This window comes from Streptococcus troglodytae, assembly GCF_002355215.1.
Classification (GTDB): domain Bacteria; phylum Bacillota; class Bacilli; order Lactobacillales; family Streptococcaceae; genus Streptococcus; species Streptococcus troglodytae.
This window is the reverse complement of sequence record NZ_AP014612.1, coordinates 1,140,362-1,159,103: the sequence shown is the minus strand read 5'-3', so window position 1 is coordinate 1,159,103 and position 18,742 is coordinate 1,140,362. Positions and strand designations below refer to the sequence as shown.

The following is an 18,742-nucleotide window of genomic DNA, read 5'->3' as shown; positions in this document are numbered from 1 at the left end:
AGATCATATGGGACGTTTCAAAACATTATTAAATCAAGAAGACTATCTTATTTTACACGGTGCTTTGGGAACAGAATTGGAATTTTTGGGTTATGATGTTTCAGGCAAACTATGGTCGGCCAAATACCTTTTGGAAAATCCAAGTATCATTCAAACGATTCATGAAACTTATTTACGTTCAGGTTCTGATATTGTAACCACATCTAGTTATCAAGCCAGTCTCCAAGGATTATGTGACTATGGTTTAAGTCAGGAAGAGGCTGAAAAAACGATTGCTTTGACAGTTAGTTTAGCTAAAAATGCCAGAGAAAAAGTTTGGCAAGAGCTAAGTGAAAAAGAAAAACAAGATCGGCCCTATCCTTTAATTAGTGGTGATGTTGGCCCTTATGCGGCTTATTTAGCTGATGGTTCTGAATATACAGGGAATTATGGTCAGCTTGATAAGGAAGCTCTTAAAGATTTTCATAGGTCACGTATTAAAATCTTAGTTGGTAAGGGTATTGATTTATTAGCGCTTGAGACTATTCCAAATTTCCTAGAAACACAGGCCTTGGTTGAACTTTTACAGGAAGAATTTCCGTCTGTAGAAGCTTATATGAGTTTTACAGCTCAAAATGGCACTACGATTTCTGACGGAACGGCCATAGAAGAAGTGGCTGAACTGATTGATAAGGTGCCGCAAATTCTGGCTTTAGGTATTAATTGCAGCTCACCGTCAGTGTACAGCAGTCTTTTGAAAAAGATTGCCAATATAACAGATAAACCTTTAGTGACTTATCCTAATTCTGGTGAGGTCTATGATGGTCAACACCAAATGTGGACACAATCTGCTGATATATCACATACGCTTTTAGAAAATACTAAAATTTGGCATACATTCGGTGCCAAAGTAGTGGGTGGTTGCTGTCGTACGAGACCAAGTGATATTGAAAGTTTAAGCAGAGGTCTGAGAGGATGAGCAATTGACAGAGAATTTAAAGGTTATGGTGGATTGTTTTAAAATAAAGTAAGATTAAATTCTCATCAAAGAGCTATAGCTATAGTACTTTTAAGCTATCGAAAAATACAGGCTGGAATGATTGTTCTAGTCTGTATTTTTACTCTAAAATAGTTAGCAAATCCTGCCAGTTTTCTCCTGCTTGCAGCTGAATAAAGTGGTAAGGGCAAGTATTAATATAATTTTTTTCCAAAAAATTAGGCGAATGGAGTCTATATTTTAAAGGAGCAAGGTTAACTTTAGTTGGTAATTGTAATATCAAGGAATCTTGGAAAATATGATGAGGAAGATTAAGAGTGAAAGTTGAAAATTCTTTTTCTAACTCAAATGTTTTTTGATAATACATTTGTTTGAGACGTTTCTTATTTTTAGCAAACATACCATTATCGATATACAAAGAGAGTGCCTTTTGCATGATAAGATTGGTATCGTAATCAATCAGATTTTTATAATCAAGAAACTTTTTCAAGAGTTTCTTAGGAAGGATTAAACCTCCTAAACGTAAAGCAGGAAAAAGCGACATAGAAAACGATTTTAAATAAATAATCCGATCGTTGGTATCTAAGTAATGTAAAGAAACATTGCTGACTCTGTCAAAATCCGCCATATAGTCATCTTCAATAATGTAGACATCGTATTTATGAGCTAATTCTACCAAAGTTTGTTTTTCTTTGTGACTGTATGACAAGCCCAAAGGGTTAGACAGACGCGGAATAGTATAAAAGAACTTAATCTTTTCTTGTTTAAAAATCTCCTCTAGTTGATTAAAATCAAGTCCGTTAAAATCCCTTTTGATAGTTAAGTAGGGAAGATTTTGCGATTTAACCAAGGTGTTCATGCGATGGTAGGTCGGCTGTTCCAGCAAAATAGTCTCTTTTTGATTGGGAAAGGTCATCTGTGATAGGATGTAAAGGGCTTGTTGGCTGCCAGAAGTGACAACGATATTTTCTTTTTTGCTGTAAATGGCTTCGTCTACGAAAAGCGCCTGTAAAGATTGCGTCAGCTCTTCCAATCCTTCTTCTTGATGATAGTAATTGAAGAGATAATCTTCTCGCCCAACTAAAGTCTCATTCATGCAGGTTCTAAAATCTTCATAAGCAATATTGTGGTAATTAGAAGGAGAGATTGGAGGTAGGATCTCTTCTTCATGATTATCCTCAAAAACGTAATAACCGCTTTTGAGGATAGGATAAATATACTTTTGATATTTCAATTCTGACAAAGCTTTTTGGACAGTATCTTTGCTGCAGTGAAAATCTTGGCTCAGTTGACGAATAGAAGGCAGTTTATTACCGCGTTTTAATTGGCCATCTTCAATTTGCTGTATAATATTTGAAATAATTTCATGATATTTACTAACCATTTTGTCCCCATACAGTTTAAATTTCTTTCTATTGTACTCTATTTTGAAATTTCTTACAATATTTTTATCATTTTGAAAAATGCATTAAGGAGTTTATATGTTACCGCGTTTACTTGTCGCCAATGATTTACCGGGACTTGGCAAGGTTGCGTTAGCCAGCAGTCTGCCTCTTATGGCTGCTTGCCAAGTAGAAACAGCCATTTTACCAACAGTGCTCTTATCATCACATACTGCTGGTTTCAAACAGCTTCGTATAGATGATTATACAGTAGGTATGACAGGCTTTTTAGCCCAGTGGCAGAATTTAGGAATCGCTTTTGATGGTCTGGTAACTGGCTATCTCAAGAATAGTCAGCAAATAGACTTGCTCTTAGAATTTGCAAGGGCAAAACAGCTGCCTTTATTTGTAGATCCTATTATGGGAGATAATGGCTGTTTTTATCAGGGATTTGATCAAGACCATGCTAATCATATGCGACGACTATGCCAAAAAGCTGACGTTATTATTCCCAATTTAACTGAAGCTGCTTTTTTAACAAAAACAGCTTATTTGGAGGAGGATTATCAGCCTAGTCAAGTCGAAAGACTGTTAAAAAAATTAGCGGCTTTAGGCCCTTCTTATATTGTTTTAACAGGTGTTACTTTTGAAGCAGATAAGATTGGTTTAGCCATTTATGACCGTACAAAAGACAAAATGAGCTACTTGATGGCTAAACGTTATCCACAACATTTTTATGGTACAGGAGACATATTAACAGCAATCCTGTCTTCTGCTTATTTTAGAGGAATTTCTCTTGAGAAATCTGGTCGCCTTGCTTTGGATTTTTTGAATGAAGTCATGGTGACGACCCTAGCATTAGAAAGAGATTTAAGATATGGACTTTGTTATGAACCGCATTTACTTGATTTAATAAAGAATTATCAATTATTATTAGAGGAGAAAAAATGAAAAAACAAAAATTACGTCGTTTGATAGAAGTGAGTTTATTTGCAGCTTTGATTTTAGTCACTGTCCAATTTCTGCGTATTCAGGTGGGACCGCAGTTTGTTCATTTGGGCAATGCCTTAGTGGTTATCGCTATTCTTGTTTTTGGTTCAGGTTTTGGCGCTTTAGCAGCTGCACTTGGTTTGGGACTTTTTGATATTTTCAATGGTTATGCGGCAGAAGTTTGGATAACTATTTTAGAATCACTGCTTGTTTGCTATGTTTTGCATTTAGTCTATGAGAAAGCGATGAAAGCTAATGATAAGCCGGCGACTATTTTTACTGTTGGTCTTATTGCTGCAGTGACAAAGATTATCCTCAATCTTTTTAAATATACGCTGATTAACAGTTTCATTGGTGGCTTGACTCTACTTCCAGCAATGACGGGAGCCTTGGCTAAAATCACAGGTACTTTTGGAACTTCGATTGTTACCGTTGTAGCTGTTCCCATACTCTATCCCATTTTTAAAAGATTGTCCAAGGTAAAAAATAATTTCAAAAAAGCAAAAGAGAGGCTAAAACATTGGTTTTAGCCTCTCAAATTGTATAGAATTAAGCTTCTTCAATAACTAATTTGTCATTTTGCATATCAGCTTTGAGATGTTTAACATCTGTATGATCAAGATAGAAATCAGTTACTTTATCACGAATTTCTTGCTCAATAACTCGGCGTAATGGACGAACACCCATTGCTTCATCATAACCTTCTTCAATCAAGTGCGCCTTGGCACTGTCACTGACAACAAGATCAATTCCTTTCTTAGCAAGCGTGGTATTTACTTCAGACAGCATAAGATTAACGATTTCATCCAAGTCTTCTTTGCTTAAGTGAGAGAATTCAATGACTGCATTGAAACGGTTTAAAAATTCGGGGCGGAAGTAAGGAGCAATGCGATCCATGATCTTCATATCTTTATCTTCCTGACCAGTTAATGCTTCATTACCAAAACCAGCATTAGAAGTTGCAATAATCACGGTATTCTTAAAGTTAATGGTATTACCTTGTCCGTCTGTCAAACGACCATCATCCAATACTTGAAGGAGAAGAGTGATGACTTGAGAGTCAGCCTTTTCAATTTCATCAAGTAAAACAATAGAATAAGGATTGCGGCGAACACGTTCAGTCAATGTATTGCTGTTATCATCATAGCCAACATAACCAGCAGTAGTACCAATCAATTTGGAAACAGCCGTACGATCACTGTACTCTGACATATCAAGACGGATAATAGAGTCTTTAGAACCAAACATATCCAAGGCTAACTGCTTAGCTAATTCTGTTTTACCAACACCAGTAGGTCCGACAAAGAGGAAACTGCCGATTGGGCGATTTCCTTCATCAAAACCAGCACGGTTACGGCGAATAGCGCGTGAAACAGCTTCAACAGCTTCATCTTGACCAATAACTTTACCTTTGAGACGAGAATTCATTTCTTTTAGACGTTCAATGTCACTGCTTCCCATTTGCGAAACAGGGATACCTGTCAAACGTTCAACTGCCTCAGCCACATCGTTGATAGTGGCAGTGACCTTTTGCCCTTCAGTATGATTGTCAATTTGTGCTTGCAGTTTATCAATCTTAGTTTTTGATTTAAGAGCTTTCTCATAATCTTCTTTTTCAGCAGCAGCTTGTTGTTTATCTTTTTCAGCTTGAATTTCTTTTTCAAGTGTCTTAACATCAGTTGCCGGATGTTGGGCAGCCAAATGAGCAGCTGTCATGTCAACAAGGTCAATAGCCTTATCAGGCAGACTGCGTTGCGGAATGTATTGTACAGATAAGTCAACAGCAGCCTTTAAAACTCCCTTAGGCAAAATCACATTATGATGTTGTTCGTAGAGAGCTGAAATACCTTGTAAAATTTCATAAGTATCCTCAGCGGAAGGTGCATTCACTTTGACTTCGTTGAAACGACGGGCCAATGCAGCGTTTTTCATAATGGTATTGCGGTATTCATCTTGCGTAGTAGCACCGATAACAGTCAATTCACCGCGAGATAAAGCAGGTTTGATAATGTCTGCTAAGCCTTTAGAACCACTGTCACCACCAGTTGAACCAGCACCTAAAATTTGATGAATTTCATCAAAGAAGAGGATGATATTGCCAGCTTCCTTGACTTCTTTAACCAAGTTTTGAATGTTTTCTTCGAAAGCACCGCGGTATTGTGTACCAGCTTCTAATCCTGAAATATCAATAGAAATAATTTCCTTATTCTTAATACTAGCAGGAACATCACCGTTAACAATAGCTTGTGCTAAGCCTTCAACGACAGCTGTTTTACCAACACCGGCATCACCGACCAGAACAGGATTATTTTTGGTCCGTCGAGCCAAGATCTCAGCAGTTTCTTGAATTTCTTTATTCCGTCCGATAACAGGATCAAGGTTGCCTTGTCTGGCTTCTTCAGTTAAATTGTTACCAAGCTTAGCCAAGATACTGTCTTCTTTTGGAGTTCTAGCAGCAGATTGAGCTTGCTGTATTTCTGGATTACCAGGAAGCTTACCTGTTTGTCTGTATTGTGCGAATTCTTCGGGACTTACTTCACGACCGTTAATCAGGTATCGGCGGTTTTCAGAGTTGTATCCTCCCATATTGCCCATTAATTGATTAAAAATATCGTCCATATTTCCAAAAGGATCGCGTCCATTAAAATTTGCCATAATTTATTACCTCTTTTTTAAATTATTATAAATAGTCGATTATACTATAACAGTTTAGTGAAAGAAAATAATTTTCAGGTACTGATATAGAAGCTTAATCAACTATTTGTCTATATTATAACACCAACATTATTATATATCAAGAAAAATGTATTATATAATAAAAATAATTTAAAATTCTTCTTACATTGTCTTAATAACTTGACTTCTTCAAATAATATGTTATGATGATAAAGGTTTTGAAAAAACTGACCTAAGACAGCAGGGGAGCATGCTCATAATATTCCTGCCGAGGCACAAAACGTAAACTGAAAAACGTATTGTACTTTCGTGTCTGGGTTTGGGTGCGATTTTTTATTGCATTCAGCCAAAAATAAAAACGGAGGTTAAACACTGATGAGTGAAGCAAGTATTGCTAAAAAAGCAGAATTAGTTGATGCTGTTGCTGAGAAAATGAAAGCAGCTGCAAGTATCGTCGTTGTTGACTCACGCGGTCTCACAGTAGAACAAGATACTGTTCTTCGTCGTAACTTGCGTGAAAGTGCTGTTGAATTCAAAGTTATCAAGAATTCAATCTTACGCCGTGCTGCTGAAAAAGCTGGTCTTGAAGGATTCGATGATATCTTTACTGGACCATCAGCTGTTGCATTTTCAAATGAAGATGTTGTGGCACCAGCTAAAATTATTAACGATTTTGCTAAAGATGCTGAAACACTTGAAATCAAAGGCGGTGCAATTGAAGGTGCTGTTTCTACAAAAGAAGAAATTCAAGCTCTCGCAGCACTTCCAAACAGAGAAGGACTTCTTTCTATGCTCTTGTCTGTACTTCAAGCGCCAGTTCGCAACGTTGCATATGCTGTCAAAGCTGTTGCAGAAAGCAAAGACGAAGACGCCGCTTAAGTCTTCAAACAGTAGCATAGCGCTACAAATTATTTAAGAAAAACTATTTTTGGAGGAAATTAACAATGGCATTGAACATTGAAAACATTATTGCTGAAATTAAAGAAGCTTCAATCCTTGAGCTTAACGATCTTGTAAAAGCGATCGAAGAAGAATTTGGTGTAACTGCAGCTGCTCCTGTAGCTGCAGCTGGTGCAGCTGGTGGAGAAGAAGCAGCTGCTAAAGATTCATTTGATATCGAATTGACTGCTGGTGGTGACAAGAAAGTTGCTGTTATCAAAGTTGTTCGTGAAATCACAGGCGAAGGTCTTAAAGAAGCTAAAGGCCTTGTTGATAACGCACCATCTGTACTTAAAGAAGGTGTTGCAGCAGAAGAAGCTGAAGAACTTAAAGCTAAACTCGAAGAAGCTGGAGCAACTGTTACTCTTAAATAAGAGAATCTTGTTTTAAAGCTATTCAAACAATAAAGTCCGCTAAGGTTTTCTTAGTGGGCTTTTTCTTTAGCTATAGTTGTTTTTGCATAAATAAAATTATGTAAAAATATTTCAGCGTTTCGATTGTACCTTCTCTGAAATTGGAATCTTTTGTTTATCCAAGAACTCTATCATTTTTTCTTATGTCTAACTATAAAAAATATAGATTATCCTAAAAAGGTAAGACATGATAAGATAGTAGAAATACTAAAAAAGGAGTCTATTATGTCTAAATTTATCATACATACAATTGAAACTGCACCTGAGGAAGTTAAAGAAACGCTGCGGACGATTAAAAGGGACAATGGCGGCTATATACCTAATCTTATTGGTCTTTTGGCTAATGCCCCAGCGGCTCTTGAGACTTATCGGACAGTAGGAGATATTAATCGTCGTAATTCATTAACACCAACGGAGCGCGAAGTTGTTCAGATTACGGCTGCTGTAACCAATGGCTGTGCTTTTTGTGTAGCAGGTCATACAGCTTTTTCGATTAAGCAAATTCAAATGTCTCCTAATTTATTGGAAGCTTTGCGCAATGCAACTCCGATTGATGATAATCCTAAATTGGATACCTTAGCAAAATTTACTATTGCTGTTATTAATACCAAAGGACGTGTCGGGGATGAAGCTTTTGCTGATTTCTTGGAAGTTGGTTATACGCCTGAGAATGCTCTTGATGTGGTTTTGGGTGTTAGTTTGGCCTCGCTTTGCAATTATGCCAATAATATGGCAGACACACCAATTAACCCAGAGTTACAGCAGTATGCGAAATAGAAAATGAAAAGAGGGTTATTATGTACTGACCCCAAAAAGTTAGACAAAAATTTAAGTAAAGGATTTCGTTCTGTACTGTACAGGACTAAGTCCTTTTAGTTTTACCTTAATACGTTTGTTGTTGTAATAATCAATATAGTCTACAATAGCTTGTTCCAATTGCTTAAGTGACTTAAATGTCTTCTCATAACCGTAAAACATTTCGGATTTCAAAATGCCAAAAAAAGATTCCATCATGCCATTATCTGGGCTGTTTCCTTTACGTGACATGAACGGCTGAATCCCCTTGTTCTCTAAAAATTGATGATAAAATTCATGCTGGTATTGCCAGCCCTGGTCACTATGAAGAATAGTATTTGTGTAATGTTTCTCTGTGAAAGCCTGTTCTATCATAGCTTTCACTTGTATCAAGTTCGGTGACGTAGAAAGGTTATAAGCAATAATTTCACTGTTGAAACCATCTAAAACTGGTGACAAATAGAGCTTTTGACCGCTTGCTGGAATGGCAAATTCTGTCACATCTGTGTAGCACTTTTCCATTGGTTTTGATGCTTCAAACTGGCGTTGAATAAGGTTGTCTGCTTTTTTGCCCACCTCTCCTTGGTAGGAAGAATACTTCCGTTTGCGACGAATACGAGCCTCCAAACCAAGAACTTTCATTAGACGTTGAACCTTTTTATGATTTACCAAGAAGCCACGATTTCTCAATTCAAGAGTCATTCGACGATAACCATAATTTCCTTTGTGCTCAGTAAAAATAGCTTGAATTTCAGCTTTAATAGCATGATCTTTATTGCTTTTATCTAGCTGCTTTAAGTGGTAATAATAGGTTGAACGAGCGAGCTTAATAATCTTTAGAAGAATGTCTAAAGAAAACTCCGTTACCAATCCTCGGACAATTTCCGTTTTTCTTCTTGCTCTTTTTCTTCCCTCAATCGGAGTTCTCTCAACTTTTTTAGAACAGCATTCTCCGCTCTCAGATATTCTAATTCTTTCTGAAGTCGCTCTAGCTCTGTCATTTCTTCCGATTTCTTCTTTGGCCTACGTCCCATTTTAGGTGGTCTCCCTCTTGTTTTATCAACAATAGTATACCTATTTTTCTTGTATTGTGCTATCCAATTAGGCAACATTCCATGACTTGGAAGAGCATAATCTAGAGATACCCTTATTTGTGAACGACCTTCAAGAAGAACTTTATCAATGATTTCTTGTTTTAGTTCAGGAGAATAGTAACGATTCTTTCTTTTTTTGACGATCTCTATTCCGTAATGATCAATCAATTTAATCATGTAGCTAAGATTAGAAATTTTTATCCCAAATTTATTTGAAAGCTGCTCTAAGCTATACCCTTGGTTTCTCAGTTCATAGATGAGAACTTTATCCTCATAAGTCAATTTCATAATAAAAACACCCCAAAAGTTAGATTTTTCTGTCTAACTTTTGGGGTGCAGTTCATTATGGCTTATTTTTCGGGAGAATTTATTGATTGGTTAGATACTCATGCTGAACAGATTGACCAAAAGTCTGGCGGAGCAGCTGACCAACTATTAGAAAAAGTAGCAGCGGAAGGTGTTTTTGGCCTTGCTGTTCCAGAGAAATCTGGGGGTAAGGGTGGTTCTCAAACAGAGGTTATTGGATTTTTGTCAGAATTAGCGCAGCATTCTTTAACGGCTTCCTTTATCTCGTGGGGACATCGAACCTTTATCGAAAATATTCTTGCAAGCAGTAACGACTATGCTAGAAAGACTTGGCTGCCTGGTTTGTTAACAGGGAAATTAGCAGCCGGGACAGCTCTGTCAAATGCGACAAAATTCTTATCTAAAATTGAAGAATTGAGTGTTACTATCATTGAGCAAGAGGGACAGTATTACCTTAAAGGCAGATTACCTTGGGTGACTAATTTGCGTTCTGATAATTTTGTTACTATTTTTGCGGCTTCTTTTGAAGACGAAACTAAAAAACCTTTAATTTTGACAGTGCCATCAACAGCAGCATACTTATCACGTTCTGATGATTTAGAATTTGTTTCCTTGCAGGGTTCTAACACAGCAGCTCTCACATTTAATCGTGTTCCTTTGGATAATAACTGGATTTTATCAGATGATGCTGAAGACTTCTTGGCTCAGACACGTCCGGAATTTCTAGGCTATCAATTTGGTCTTGCTTTTGGTTTAGCAGAGCGTTCCTTAAAAGAAGTCGCTCAAAGTCTTAACAGCAATCGTTCAGTTCTGAGAACAGAATATGATAATGTTTTGAAAAGTCTCAATGCCATTAAGAGTGACTTGTTTGAAGGTCTAGGTGATCGTACCTACTTCATTCGAAATCCGCGGCAGCTTTTTCAGCTGCGCATTGATATCGTAGATATTGTAGCCGATAGTTTGTTATTAGAATTGCAAGCCAGCGGTGGTCGCGGGTATTTTAAACATTCAACATCAAGTTTTATTCGTCGTTGGAATGAAGGGGCTTTTCTGCCGATAGTTTCTCCAAGTGCAGTTCAGCTTCGACATATTTTGGAAACTGTTTAGCCCCCTAAGGCTAACTGACAAAAAGCCAATCAGTAGATGAAAATAGGTTTCAAAACAATTTAATATAATCTATATCTTTACCTCATTTTTATCACTAAGGACGAAAGACAAGGCTAATATATAACAAAAGACTAGGACTGTTTTTAATCCTAGTCTTTTGTTATTATTGAATGGCAGGAGAGATAGTATTCATTAAAATATCTGCACTTGTGTCTGGTAGGATACGGACACGATTTAGGGAGAGAAGTCCATCGTTAGCACTAGCTAGTCCTTCGTTAGTTGTCACTCCCAACTTATATTGATTAGCTAAATTAAGCGTTGTATCATTGTAGCGTCCCGCTGGATAAGCTATTGCTGTTGTGGTTTGATCTAATTCTTTGTCAAGGTAATCCTTAGATTGCTTTAGCTCTGCAGCTTGCGTGTCTTGGTCTGAAGCGGATAAATCAGGATGGGTCAGGGTATGAGATTGGAAAGACATTCCTTCCTTTTTCATTTCTTTCATTTGCTTCAACGTTAGGTTGCCAGCCCTTCCCTCCTGAGTGAAACTGGTAATAACATTATTGGTAGCCTTGGCTTTATATTTTTTTAAGATAGGGAAGGCGATATTATAAAAGTCAATAAGACTGTCGTCAAAAGTCAGCCAAATCACTTTTTTAGCAGGCAGACTGTTTTGAGTAAGAGCTTTGTAAGCTTCTTCTGGAGTTAAAAAGTAGTAACCTTCGTCGCTCAAACGTTTAATATGGCTTTCAAAAATATCAGGGGCAACAATGAGATTAGCATTTCCTGCTTCCTCTGGAGCCATATTATGGATAGCGTGATACATTAAAATAGGGATTTTAACTGGCTGATCTTGTTTAGTCCATTTGCTGTTAGTTTTTTCTTTTTCTTGATGGGTGCTTTTAGTAATGCTGGTCACAGTAGTAGTTGCAGTTCTATTTTTAGTAGCTGTCTTTTTTTGGTAGGTTACTACAAAAAGAAGAAAACCTAACGTTAAAGCACAGGCAAAAATTAAAATGGCATTAAGACCTGTTAATGACTTCTTTTGATGTTTTTTCTTAGTCATAAAATATCCTCTTAGCCCATTATAGCACAAGAAGCGGATAATTAGCTGTAAATTCTGTCAAAAATTTGATATAATGAAAAAAATTGTGTTTACAAGGAGAAGGAAATGTCTATAAAAATTGGTTTGCTTGGGTTTGGTACAGTAGCGAGCGGAATGCCGTTTTTATTGAAGGAAAACAAGGATAAAATTACAGCTGCTTCAGGGACTAAACTTGAAATTGCTAAAGTTTTGGTTAAAGACGACGATGAGAAAAAACGTCTTTTAGCAGCGGGCAATGATTTTAACTTTGTAACGAATGTTGATGATATTTTGTCCGATGACAATATTGCTATTGTTGTGGAATTGATGGGACGCATTGAACCAGCTAAAACTTTTATCACCAAGGCGCTTGAAGCTGGTAAACATGTTGTTTCAGCTAATAAAGACTTAATTGCAATGCACGGTAAAGAACTTATCAGACTTGCTCAAGATAAGGGTGTAGCTTTTTACTATGAGGCTGCTGTTGCTGGTGGTATTCCAATTTTACGCACTTTAGCCAATTCATTGACTTCTGATAAGGTCACTCGTATTCTTGGGGTATTAAACGGAACCTCTAATTTTATGATGACCAAAATGGTCGATGAAGGCTGGACCTATGAAGCGGCTCTCAAAAAAGCTCAGGAATTAGGTTATGCCGAAAGCGATCCGACCAATGATGTTGAAGGAATTGATGCGGCTTATAAGGCTGTTATTCTCAGCCAATTTGGTTTTGGCATGACAATTGATTTTGATCAAGTAGTGCATCAAGGTATTTCAAGCATTACTCCTGATGATGTCGCTATGGCACAGCAACTAGGTTATGTTATCAAGCTGGTTGGTTCAGTTGAGGAAACACCTTCTGGTATTTTTGCAGAAGTGTCGCCTACATTCCTTCCAAAATCTCATCCGCTTGCCAGTGTTAATGATGTGATGAATGCAGTTTTTGTGGAATCAATTGGTATTGGCGAGTCTATGTACTATGGACCGGGTGCCGGCCAAAAGCCAACAGCAACTTCTGTTGTAGCTGATGTGATTCGCATCGCTCGTCGCATCAAAGACGGTAATGTCGGTAAACGCTTCAATGAATTTATCCGTGAAACAAAAATTGCGCATCCTGATGATGTTAAAAGTCATTACTATTTTGCTATTAATACAGCAGATGAAAAAGGTAAGATGCTGTGCTTGGCCGAAATCTTCAATTCGGAGGATATCTCTTTTGAACAAGTTTTACAGCAAAAAGCTAATGGTGAACAAGCGCGTGTGGTGATTATTACGCATTCGGTAAGTAAGAGTCAGTTAGTAAATGTCACTGAGAAATTACAAGCTGTGGCAGACTTTAAATTGCTCAACACTTTCAAAGTATTAGGGGAATAAGATGAAAATTACAGTACCTGCAACATCAGCCAATATTGGACCCGGCTTTGACTCTGTCGGCGTTGCTCTTTCCAAATATCTTTCTATTGAAGTTTTAGAAGAAGCTGCTTCTTGGCATATTAGTCATGATTTGGGTGATATTCCAAGTGATGAGCATAACTTGCTGCTTGTAACAGCTTTGAAAGTGGCACCAGATCTCAGACCTCATCGTTTGCGTATGGTTAGTGACATTCCTCTGGCAAGAGGATTAGGATCATCAAGTTCTGTTATTGTTGCAGGTATTGAATTGGCTAATCAATTAGCAGATCTGAATTTAACAGACAGTGAAAAGTTAGATATTGCAACGGAAATTGAAGGACATCCAGACAATGTGGCACCAGCCTTATTTGGGAATCTCGTGATTTCTAGTTATATCAATCAAAAAGTTAATTATATTGTTGCTGATTTTCCTAAAAGTTCTTTTATTGCTTTTATCCCTAATTATGAGTTAAAAACCAGTGACAGCCGTGATGTTTTACCGACAGATTTAACATATAAGGAAGCAGTGGCTGCTAGCTCAATTGCCAATGTTGCTGTTGCCGGCCTTTTGACTGGTGATTTAAAGACAGCGGGTGAAGCTATTATGAGTGACCGCTTTCATGAACGTTTTCGTCAATCCTTGGTAAGGGAATTTGCACAAATTAAAGAGATCAGTAAGCGAAACGGTGCTTATGCCAGCTACCTTTCTGGTGCAGGGCCGACGGTTATTGTCTTAACGGATCAAGATAAGGCTGATCAAATCAAGGCGGATATTGATGCTTTAGAGCTAAATGGTAGTACTCATTTGCTTTGTGTTGATGCTAAGGGTGTAAGGGTAGATAAAAATTAAATAAGAATCTTTACTTAATAATGAATGGTAACTGCTGCGTTAGCAATATACTTTGAATATTTTATAGGTAATCTTCTAAAAGATATATCCGCTTGTGGGTGATTGTATTGGTCATGATGGCTTTGTCTTAAATTCATCTGTGTTTTTGAAATTTAGAGCTGGAGAAAAAATGAATTATCAAGAAGCATTGACTTGGATACAAGATAGTTTAAAGTTTGGGATTAAACCGGGCTTGGAACGTATGACTTGGATGCTAGAAAAATTGGGCAATCCCCAACGGCATATTTGCGGCATCCATGTTGTCGGTACCAATGGTAAAGGATCCACTGTTAATGATTTACAAACTATTTTTAGTGAAGCAGGTTATCGGGTTGGAACTTTTATTTCGCCTTATATTATTGACTTTAGAGAGCGAATCTCAATTAATGGCCAAATGATTAGTGAAAGGGATCTTGTTTATTTAGTTCAATTAGCCAAACCTGTGGTTGAACGTCTGCCTCTTGAGACTGATTTGGAAGCAGCGACAGAGTTTGAAATTATCACGCTTCTAATGTTTCTTTATTTCGGGAAAGTGCATCCGGTTGATTTAGTTTTTATTGAGGCAGGAATGGGCGGACTCTACGATTCAACTAATGTTTTTAAGGCGCAAGCTGTTATTTGTACCTCCATTGGACTGGACCATCAGGCTGTTTTGGGAGAGACTTATTCAGATATTGCTCAGCAAAAGGTTGGTGTTTTAAAAGAGGGTGTCCCTTTTATTTTTGCTGAAAAACGTCCTGATGTTAAGGCCTTTTTTTACCAAAAAGCCAAAGAAACTCAGAGCTCTATTTATGAGTTAGGGAACACTTTTTATCTTGTAGATAAGGGTGAGAGGTTTGATTTTATTTGCGGCAATAAAAAGATTTCTGATATTAAATTGGCCATGCAAGGATACCATCAAAGATCTAATGCTGCTTTGGCTATTATGGCTAGCCTTTTATTACAAGAGCATTTTCCTAAGGTAACTGATACTGTTATTCAAAAAAGTCTGGTTCATAACTACTGGATAGGAAGGACAGAGTTTATCAAAGATAATCTTATGATTGATGGTGCTCATAATAATGAAAGTGTTGCTGTTTTAGTGGAACTTTTAAAAGAGCAGTATGCTGATAAAAAGATTCATATTCTTTTTGCGGCCATTAATACCAAACCAATTGACAGCATGTTAAAGCAATTAAATCAATTCACTGATTTGACTGTGACAACCTTTTCTTATCCTAATGCCCTTCCTTTGAAAGATTATCCACAGATTTACAAACAAGTCAGAGATTTTAGACTTTGGCTCAAAAGATTAAGTAAGGCTCAAAGAGATGACTTTTATGTCATTACAGGATCGCTCTATTTTATTTCACAAGTCAGAAAAGTTCTTTTGAAAAATGAAGAAATAGGCTATAATAGATTGTATTAAGAAAAATGAATGAGAAAATAATGTCAAACCAAAAAAAGATTGAAGAAGCCGTTTATCAGTTGTTAGAAGCGCTTGGTGAAGACCCTAATCGTGAAGGACTGCTAGATACACCAAAGCGTGTTGCTAGGATGTATCAGGAAATGTTTGCAGGTCTTAATGAGGACCCTAAAGACCAGTTTACAGCTGTTTTTTCTGAAGGACACGAAGAAGTTGTCTTAGTCAAGGATATCCCATTTTATTCTATGTGTGAGCATCATTTGGTCCCTTTTTACGGCTTAGCACATGTTGCCTATATTCCGAGTGACGGCCGCGTCACAGGACTTAGTAAATTGGCTCGTGCTGTTGAAGTGGCCAGCAAACGTCCGCAGCTGCAGGAGCGACTGACAGATCAAATAGCTAATGCTCTTGAAGAAGCCCTAAAACCCAAAGGTGTCCTTGTTATGATTGAAGCAGAGCACATGTGTATGACTATGAGAGGAATCAAAAAGCCTGGCAGCAAAACTGTAACCAGAGTTGTTAGAGGTGTTTGCCAATCTGATAAAGAAACGCGTCAGGAAATTATAGCAATGATACATCATAACTAGGGAGTAAGTATGAAAATTGGTAACTATGAAGTGGCTGGTAACGCGGCTATTATGGGGATTCTCAATGTAACCCCAGATTCATTTTCAGATGGCGGACAATATGAAACAATCGATCAGGCTCTAAAACAGGTTGAAGTCATGTTGGCAGCAGGAGCGGCTGTTATTGATATCGGCGGTGAATCCACACGTCCCGGCGCAGCATTTATTTCTGCGGAGGATGAAATTAAGCGGATTGTTCCAATTGTTGAAGCTATTAGTGAAAAGTTTAACTGTCTGATTAGCATTGATACCTATAAGACTGAGACTGCTCGAGCAGCCCTTGCTGCAGGAGCGCACATATTAAACGATGTGTGGTCCGGCCTTTATGATGGACAAATGTTTCAATTAGCAGCTGAAATTAATGCACCTATTATTTTGATGCACAATCAGACTGAAGAAGTTTATGGCAATGTGACAGAAGATGTCTGCCAATTCTTACTGGAACGTGCTGATTTAGCTCAAAAAGCAGGAGTTAAAAAGGAAAATATTTGGCTTGATCCTGGGTTTGGTTTCGCTAAAAATGTTGAACAAAACATGGAACTTCTGAAAGGTTTGGCGGAGGTGACTAAGCTTGGTTACCCTGTTTTATTTGGTATTTCCAGAAAACGTGTGGTTGATAGTCTGTTAGGCGGTCATACCAAACCGCAAGAGCGTGATATGGCAACAGCAGCTCTTTCTGGCTACGCTATTAGTAAGGGTTGCCAAATGGTCAGAGTACATAATGTGGCTGCAAACAAAGACATTGTAAAGGTCAGCAGCCAGTTAGTATGAGGTATTATGGATAAGATTATTTTAAAGGGCTGTCGTTTTTATGCTTATCATGGTGTTTTTTCTGAAGAAAAGGCCTTGGGCCAGATTTTTACGGTTGACCTAGACCTCTCACTTGATTTAACAGCAGCTTCAAAAACAGATAAATTGGAAGATACGGTGAATTATGGTCAGGTTTTTTCAGTGCTTAAGACCTGCGTTGAAAATAGTCAATATGCCCTGATCGAAAGATTGGCAGGGGTCATTTGTGAAGATATTTTTGAACAATTTTCATCAGTCAATGCCATCAAGATTCGTATTACTAAGGAAAATCCGCCAATAGCTGGCCATTATGATAGGGTTGGCATTGAATTGGAACGAGAGCGCTCATGACACTTGTTTATTTAAGTCTAGGTAGTAACATAGGAAATCGACAAATTTATCTACAGAAAGCTTTAGATAAACTGGCACACCTTCCTCATACTACTATGCAAGCAGTATCCCCCGTTTATGAAACAGCAGCTTGGGGAAAAGTAGATCAGGCGGATTTTTTAAATCTCGTGTGTCGACTTGAAACTGAGTTATCACCATACGATTTACTAGAGGCTTGCCAAAAAATTGAAAAGCATTTAAATCGTGTTCGTCATGAACATTGGGGCCCCAGAACTATTGATATTGATATCTTATTTTATGGAAATACTATTATTAAAGAGGGTACCCTCAAAATCCCCCATCCTTATTTGCAGAATCGTGCTTTTGTTTTGGTTCCTCTTAATGATATTGCCAGTGAATTAGTTCATCCGGTTTTAAAGGAAACAGTAGCTGTTTTGCTGGAAAAAGTGGACAAATCAGGAGTTAAAATCTGGTAGGAAAACTATCAGATTGGGAAATGATGAATTAATGGAAAAATAACTTCTCTTGTCGTCAAAGTAGGTAAAATTTGATATAATAAAATCGGTTTAATTTACCGATTTTTTAGTATGAAAAAGTAGAGAATAACTAATGATATCAAATGAAATGAACAAAAGTTTAGAAGGCATTGATATTCGTATTAATGAACCCCTAAAAAAATATACCTATACAAAAGTGGGCGGTCCAGCTGATTTTTTAGCCTTTCCGCGTAATCGTTATGAACTCGCTCGCATTGTTAAATTTGCTAATCAAAACAACTTACCTTGGATGGTTTTAGGAAATGCCAGTAATTTGATTGTGCGTGATGGTGGGATTCGTGGCTTTGTCATCATGTTTGACAAACTTAATGCCGTGACCGTTGACGGTTATGTCATTGAAGCAGAAGCAGGTTCTAATCTGATTGAGACGACTAAAGTTGCTCAATATCATAGCTTGACTGGTTTTGAATTTGCTTGCGGCATTCCAGGAAGTATTGGCGGTGCTGTTTTTATGAATGCTGGTGCTTACGGTGGTGAAATCTCGCATATTTTGATCTCAGCTCAGGTTTTAACTAGAGATGGTGAGATTAAAACGATTGAAGCGTGTGATATGCGCTTTGGTTATCGTCATTCTGTTTTACAAGATAATCAGGAAGTTGTCATTTCAGCCAAGTTTTCTTTAAAACCAGGGGATTATATGGTTATCAGTCAGGAAATGCAGCGTTTAAATCATTTACGAGAACTTAAACAGCCCTTGGAGCATCCTTCTTGCGGTTCAGTCTTCAAACGTCCTTTAGGACATTTTGCTGGTCAGTTGATTATGGAAGCCCAATTAATGGGACATCGTATTGGCGGTGTTGAAGTTAGTACAAAACATGCCGGTTTTATGGTCAATGTTGCTAACGGTTCAGCTAAAAATTACGAAGACCTAATTGCTGATGTTATTCGTAGAGTTAAAGAACATTCTGGCGTTACGCTTGAACCAGAGGTTCGGATTATTGGTGAAAAAGAAGTACAAATGGAGGATTCATAGG

The 18,742-nt window shown here is 37.6% G+C and carries 19 protein-coding genes and 1 other annotated feature; of the genes, 15 read left to right on the top strand and 4 right to left on the bottom strand.

Annotated elements, in window-relative coordinates; all coding sequences use genetic code 11:
• Positions 1 to 7 precede the first annotated feature (7 nt).
• Positions 8 to 958, top strand: a complete 951-nt coding sequence (gene mmuM / locus SRT_RS05610) for a homocysteine S-methyltransferase (RefSeq protein ID WP_128833351.1) — start codon at positions 8 to 10, stop codon at positions 956 to 958.
• Positions 959 to 1,097: 139 nt separating this feature from the next.
• Here the strand turns inward: mmuM and SRT_RS05605 are convergent, their stop codons facing one another.
• Positions 1,098 to 2,360, bottom strand: coding sequence for an aminotransferase-like domain-containing protein (locus SRT_RS05605; protein ID WP_128833350.1), 1,263 nt, complete (start codon positions 2,358 to 2,360; stop codon positions 1,098 to 1,100).
• A gap of 97 nt (positions 2,361 to 2,457) precedes the next feature.
• Here SRT_RS05605 and SRT_RS05600 point away from each other — a divergent pair, with 97 nt between their 5' ends.
• Complete coding sequence (locus SRT_RS05600; RefSeq protein ID WP_128833349.1) at positions 2,458 to 3,309, top strand: pyridoxamine kinase; 852 nt, start codon at positions 2,458 to 2,460, stop codon at positions 3,307 to 3,309.
• On the top strand, positions 3,306 to 3,878 hold the full coding sequence (locus SRT_RS05595) for an ECF transporter S component (RefSeq protein ID WP_128833348.1): 573 nt from the start codon (positions 3,306 to 3,308) through the stop codon (positions 3,876 to 3,878). The genes SRT_RS05600 and SRT_RS05595 overlap by 4 nt, the downstream gene beginning before the upstream one ends.
• 19 nt (positions 3,879 to 3,897) lie before the next feature.
• On the opposite strand, the gene SRT_RS05590 is transcribed toward SRT_RS05595, so the two are convergent.
• The gene (locus SRT_RS05590; protein WP_128833347.1) at positions 3,898 to 6,003 is read right to left on the bottom strand and encodes an AAA family ATPase; all 2,106 of its coding nucleotides are present in this window, start codon (positions 6,001 to 6,003) and stop codon (positions 3,898 to 3,900) included.
• Between the two features lie 234 nt (positions 6,004 to 6,237).
• Positions 6,238 to 6,368: a sequence feature (ribosomal protein L10 leader region), on the top strand.
• A 31-nt stretch (positions 6,369 to 6,399) separates the two neighbouring features.
• On the opposite strand from SRT_RS05590, the gene rplJ reads away from it, so the two are divergent.
• From rplJ to SRT_RS05570, 3 genes are all read left to right on the top strand, one after another.
• On the top strand, positions 6,400 to 6,903 hold the full coding sequence (gene rplJ / locus SRT_RS05580; protein ID WP_128833346.1) for a 50S ribosomal protein L10: 504 nt from the start codon (positions 6,400 to 6,402) through the stop codon (positions 6,901 to 6,903).
• A 65-nt stretch (positions 6,904 to 6,968) separates the two neighbouring features.
• A complete protein-coding gene (rplL, locus tag SRT_RS05575) occupies positions 6,969 to 7,337 on the top strand; it encodes a 50S ribosomal protein L7/L12 (protein ID WP_003082454.1) in 369 nt (122 codons plus the stop codon).
• A 264-nt stretch (positions 7,338 to 7,601) separates the two neighbouring features.
• Positions 7,602 to 8,153: a carboxymuconolactone decarboxylase family protein gene (locus SRT_RS05570; protein ID WP_128833345.1), complete on the top strand. Its 552-nt coding sequence runs from the start codon at positions 7,602 to 7,604 to the stop codon at positions 8,151 to 8,153.
• Positions 8,154 to 8,204: 51 nt separating this feature from the next.
• On the opposite strand, the gene SRT_RS05565 is transcribed toward SRT_RS05570, so the two are convergent.
• Positions 8,205 to 9,553, bottom strand: a protein-coding gene (locus SRT_RS05565) for an IS3-like element ISSmu1 family transposase (RefSeq protein WP_128833344.1) whose coding sequence is annotated in 2 segments (ribosomal slippage) — positions 8,205 to 9,112 and positions 9,112 to 9,553 — 1,350 coding nt in all. Because the reading frame shifts where the segments join, the coding sequence is not laid out codon by codon here.
• Between the two features lie 57 nt (positions 9,554 to 9,610).
• On the opposite strand from SRT_RS05565, the gene SRT_RS05560 reads away from it, so the two are divergent.
• Entirely contained in the window at positions 9,611 to 10,678 is a 1,068-nt protein-coding gene (locus SRT_RS05560; protein ID WP_128833343.1) for an acyl-CoA dehydrogenase family protein, read from the top strand.
• Between the two features lie 163 nt (positions 10,679 to 10,841).
• On the opposite strand, the gene SRT_RS05555 is transcribed toward SRT_RS05560, so the two are convergent.
• Positions 10,842 to 11,741 (bottom strand): polysaccharide deacetylase family protein, encoded by a 900-nt coding sequence (locus SRT_RS05555; RefSeq protein WP_128833342.1) that lies wholly within the window; start codon positions 11,739 to 11,741, stop codon positions 10,842 to 10,844.
• A 105-nt stretch (positions 11,742 to 11,846) separates the two neighbouring features.
• Between SRT_RS05555 and SRT_RS05550 the strand changes: the two genes are divergently transcribed.
• The 8 genes from SRT_RS05550 (at position 11,847) to murB (ending at position 18,741) form a co-directional block, all read left to right on the top strand.
• Complete coding sequence (locus tag SRT_RS05550) at positions 11,847 to 13,133, top strand: homoserine dehydrogenase (protein WP_128833341.1); 1,287 nt, start codon at positions 11,847 to 11,849, stop codon at positions 13,131 to 13,133.
• 1 nt (position 13,134) lies between these two features.
• Complete coding sequence (gene thrB, locus SRT_RS05545) at positions 13,135 to 14,001, top strand: homoserine kinase (protein ID WP_128833340.1); 867 nt, start codon at positions 13,135 to 13,137, stop codon at positions 13,999 to 14,001.
• A gap of 169 nt (positions 14,002 to 14,170) precedes the next feature.
• Positions 14,171 to 15,448: a bifunctional folylpolyglutamate synthase/dihydrofolate synthase gene (locus SRT_RS05540; RefSeq protein WP_128833339.1), complete on the top strand. Its 1,278-nt coding sequence runs from the start codon at positions 14,171 to 14,173 to the stop codon at positions 15,446 to 15,448.
• A 20-nt stretch (positions 15,449 to 15,468) separates the two neighbouring features.
• Positions 15,469 to 16,032 carry a GTP cyclohydrolase I FolE gene (gene folE, locus SRT_RS05535; RefSeq protein WP_161940029.1) on the top strand — a complete coding sequence of 188 codons (564 nt, stop codon included), beginning with the start codon at positions 15,469 to 15,471 and terminating at the stop codon, positions 16,030 to 16,032.
• A gap of 9 nt (positions 16,033 to 16,041) precedes the next feature.
• The gene (gene folP, locus SRT_RS05530; protein WP_128833337.1) at positions 16,042 to 16,842 is read left to right on the top strand and encodes a dihydropteroate synthase; all 801 of its coding nucleotides are present in this window, start codon (positions 16,042 to 16,044) and stop codon (positions 16,840 to 16,842) included.
• Between the two features lie 6 nt (positions 16,843 to 16,848).
• Positions 16,849 to 17,211 carry a dihydroneopterin aldolase gene (gene folB / locus SRT_RS05525; RefSeq protein WP_128833336.1) on the top strand — a complete coding sequence of 121 codons (363 nt, stop codon included), beginning with the start codon at positions 16,849 to 16,851 and terminating at the stop codon, positions 17,209 to 17,211.
• Complete coding sequence (gene folK / locus SRT_RS05520; protein WP_128833335.1) at positions 17,208 to 17,687, top strand: 2-amino-4-hydroxy-6-hydroxymethyldihydropteridine diphosphokinase; 480 nt, start codon at positions 17,208 to 17,210, stop codon at positions 17,685 to 17,687. Before folB ends, folK begins: the two co-directional genes overlap by 4 nt.
• Before the next feature lie 133 nt (positions 17,688 to 17,820).
• Positions 17,821 to 18,741, top strand: a complete 921-nt coding sequence (gene murB / locus SRT_RS05515) for a UDP-N-acetylmuramate dehydrogenase (protein WP_128833334.1) — start codon at positions 17,821 to 17,823, stop codon at positions 18,739 to 18,741.
• Position 18,742: the final 1 nt, after the last annotated feature.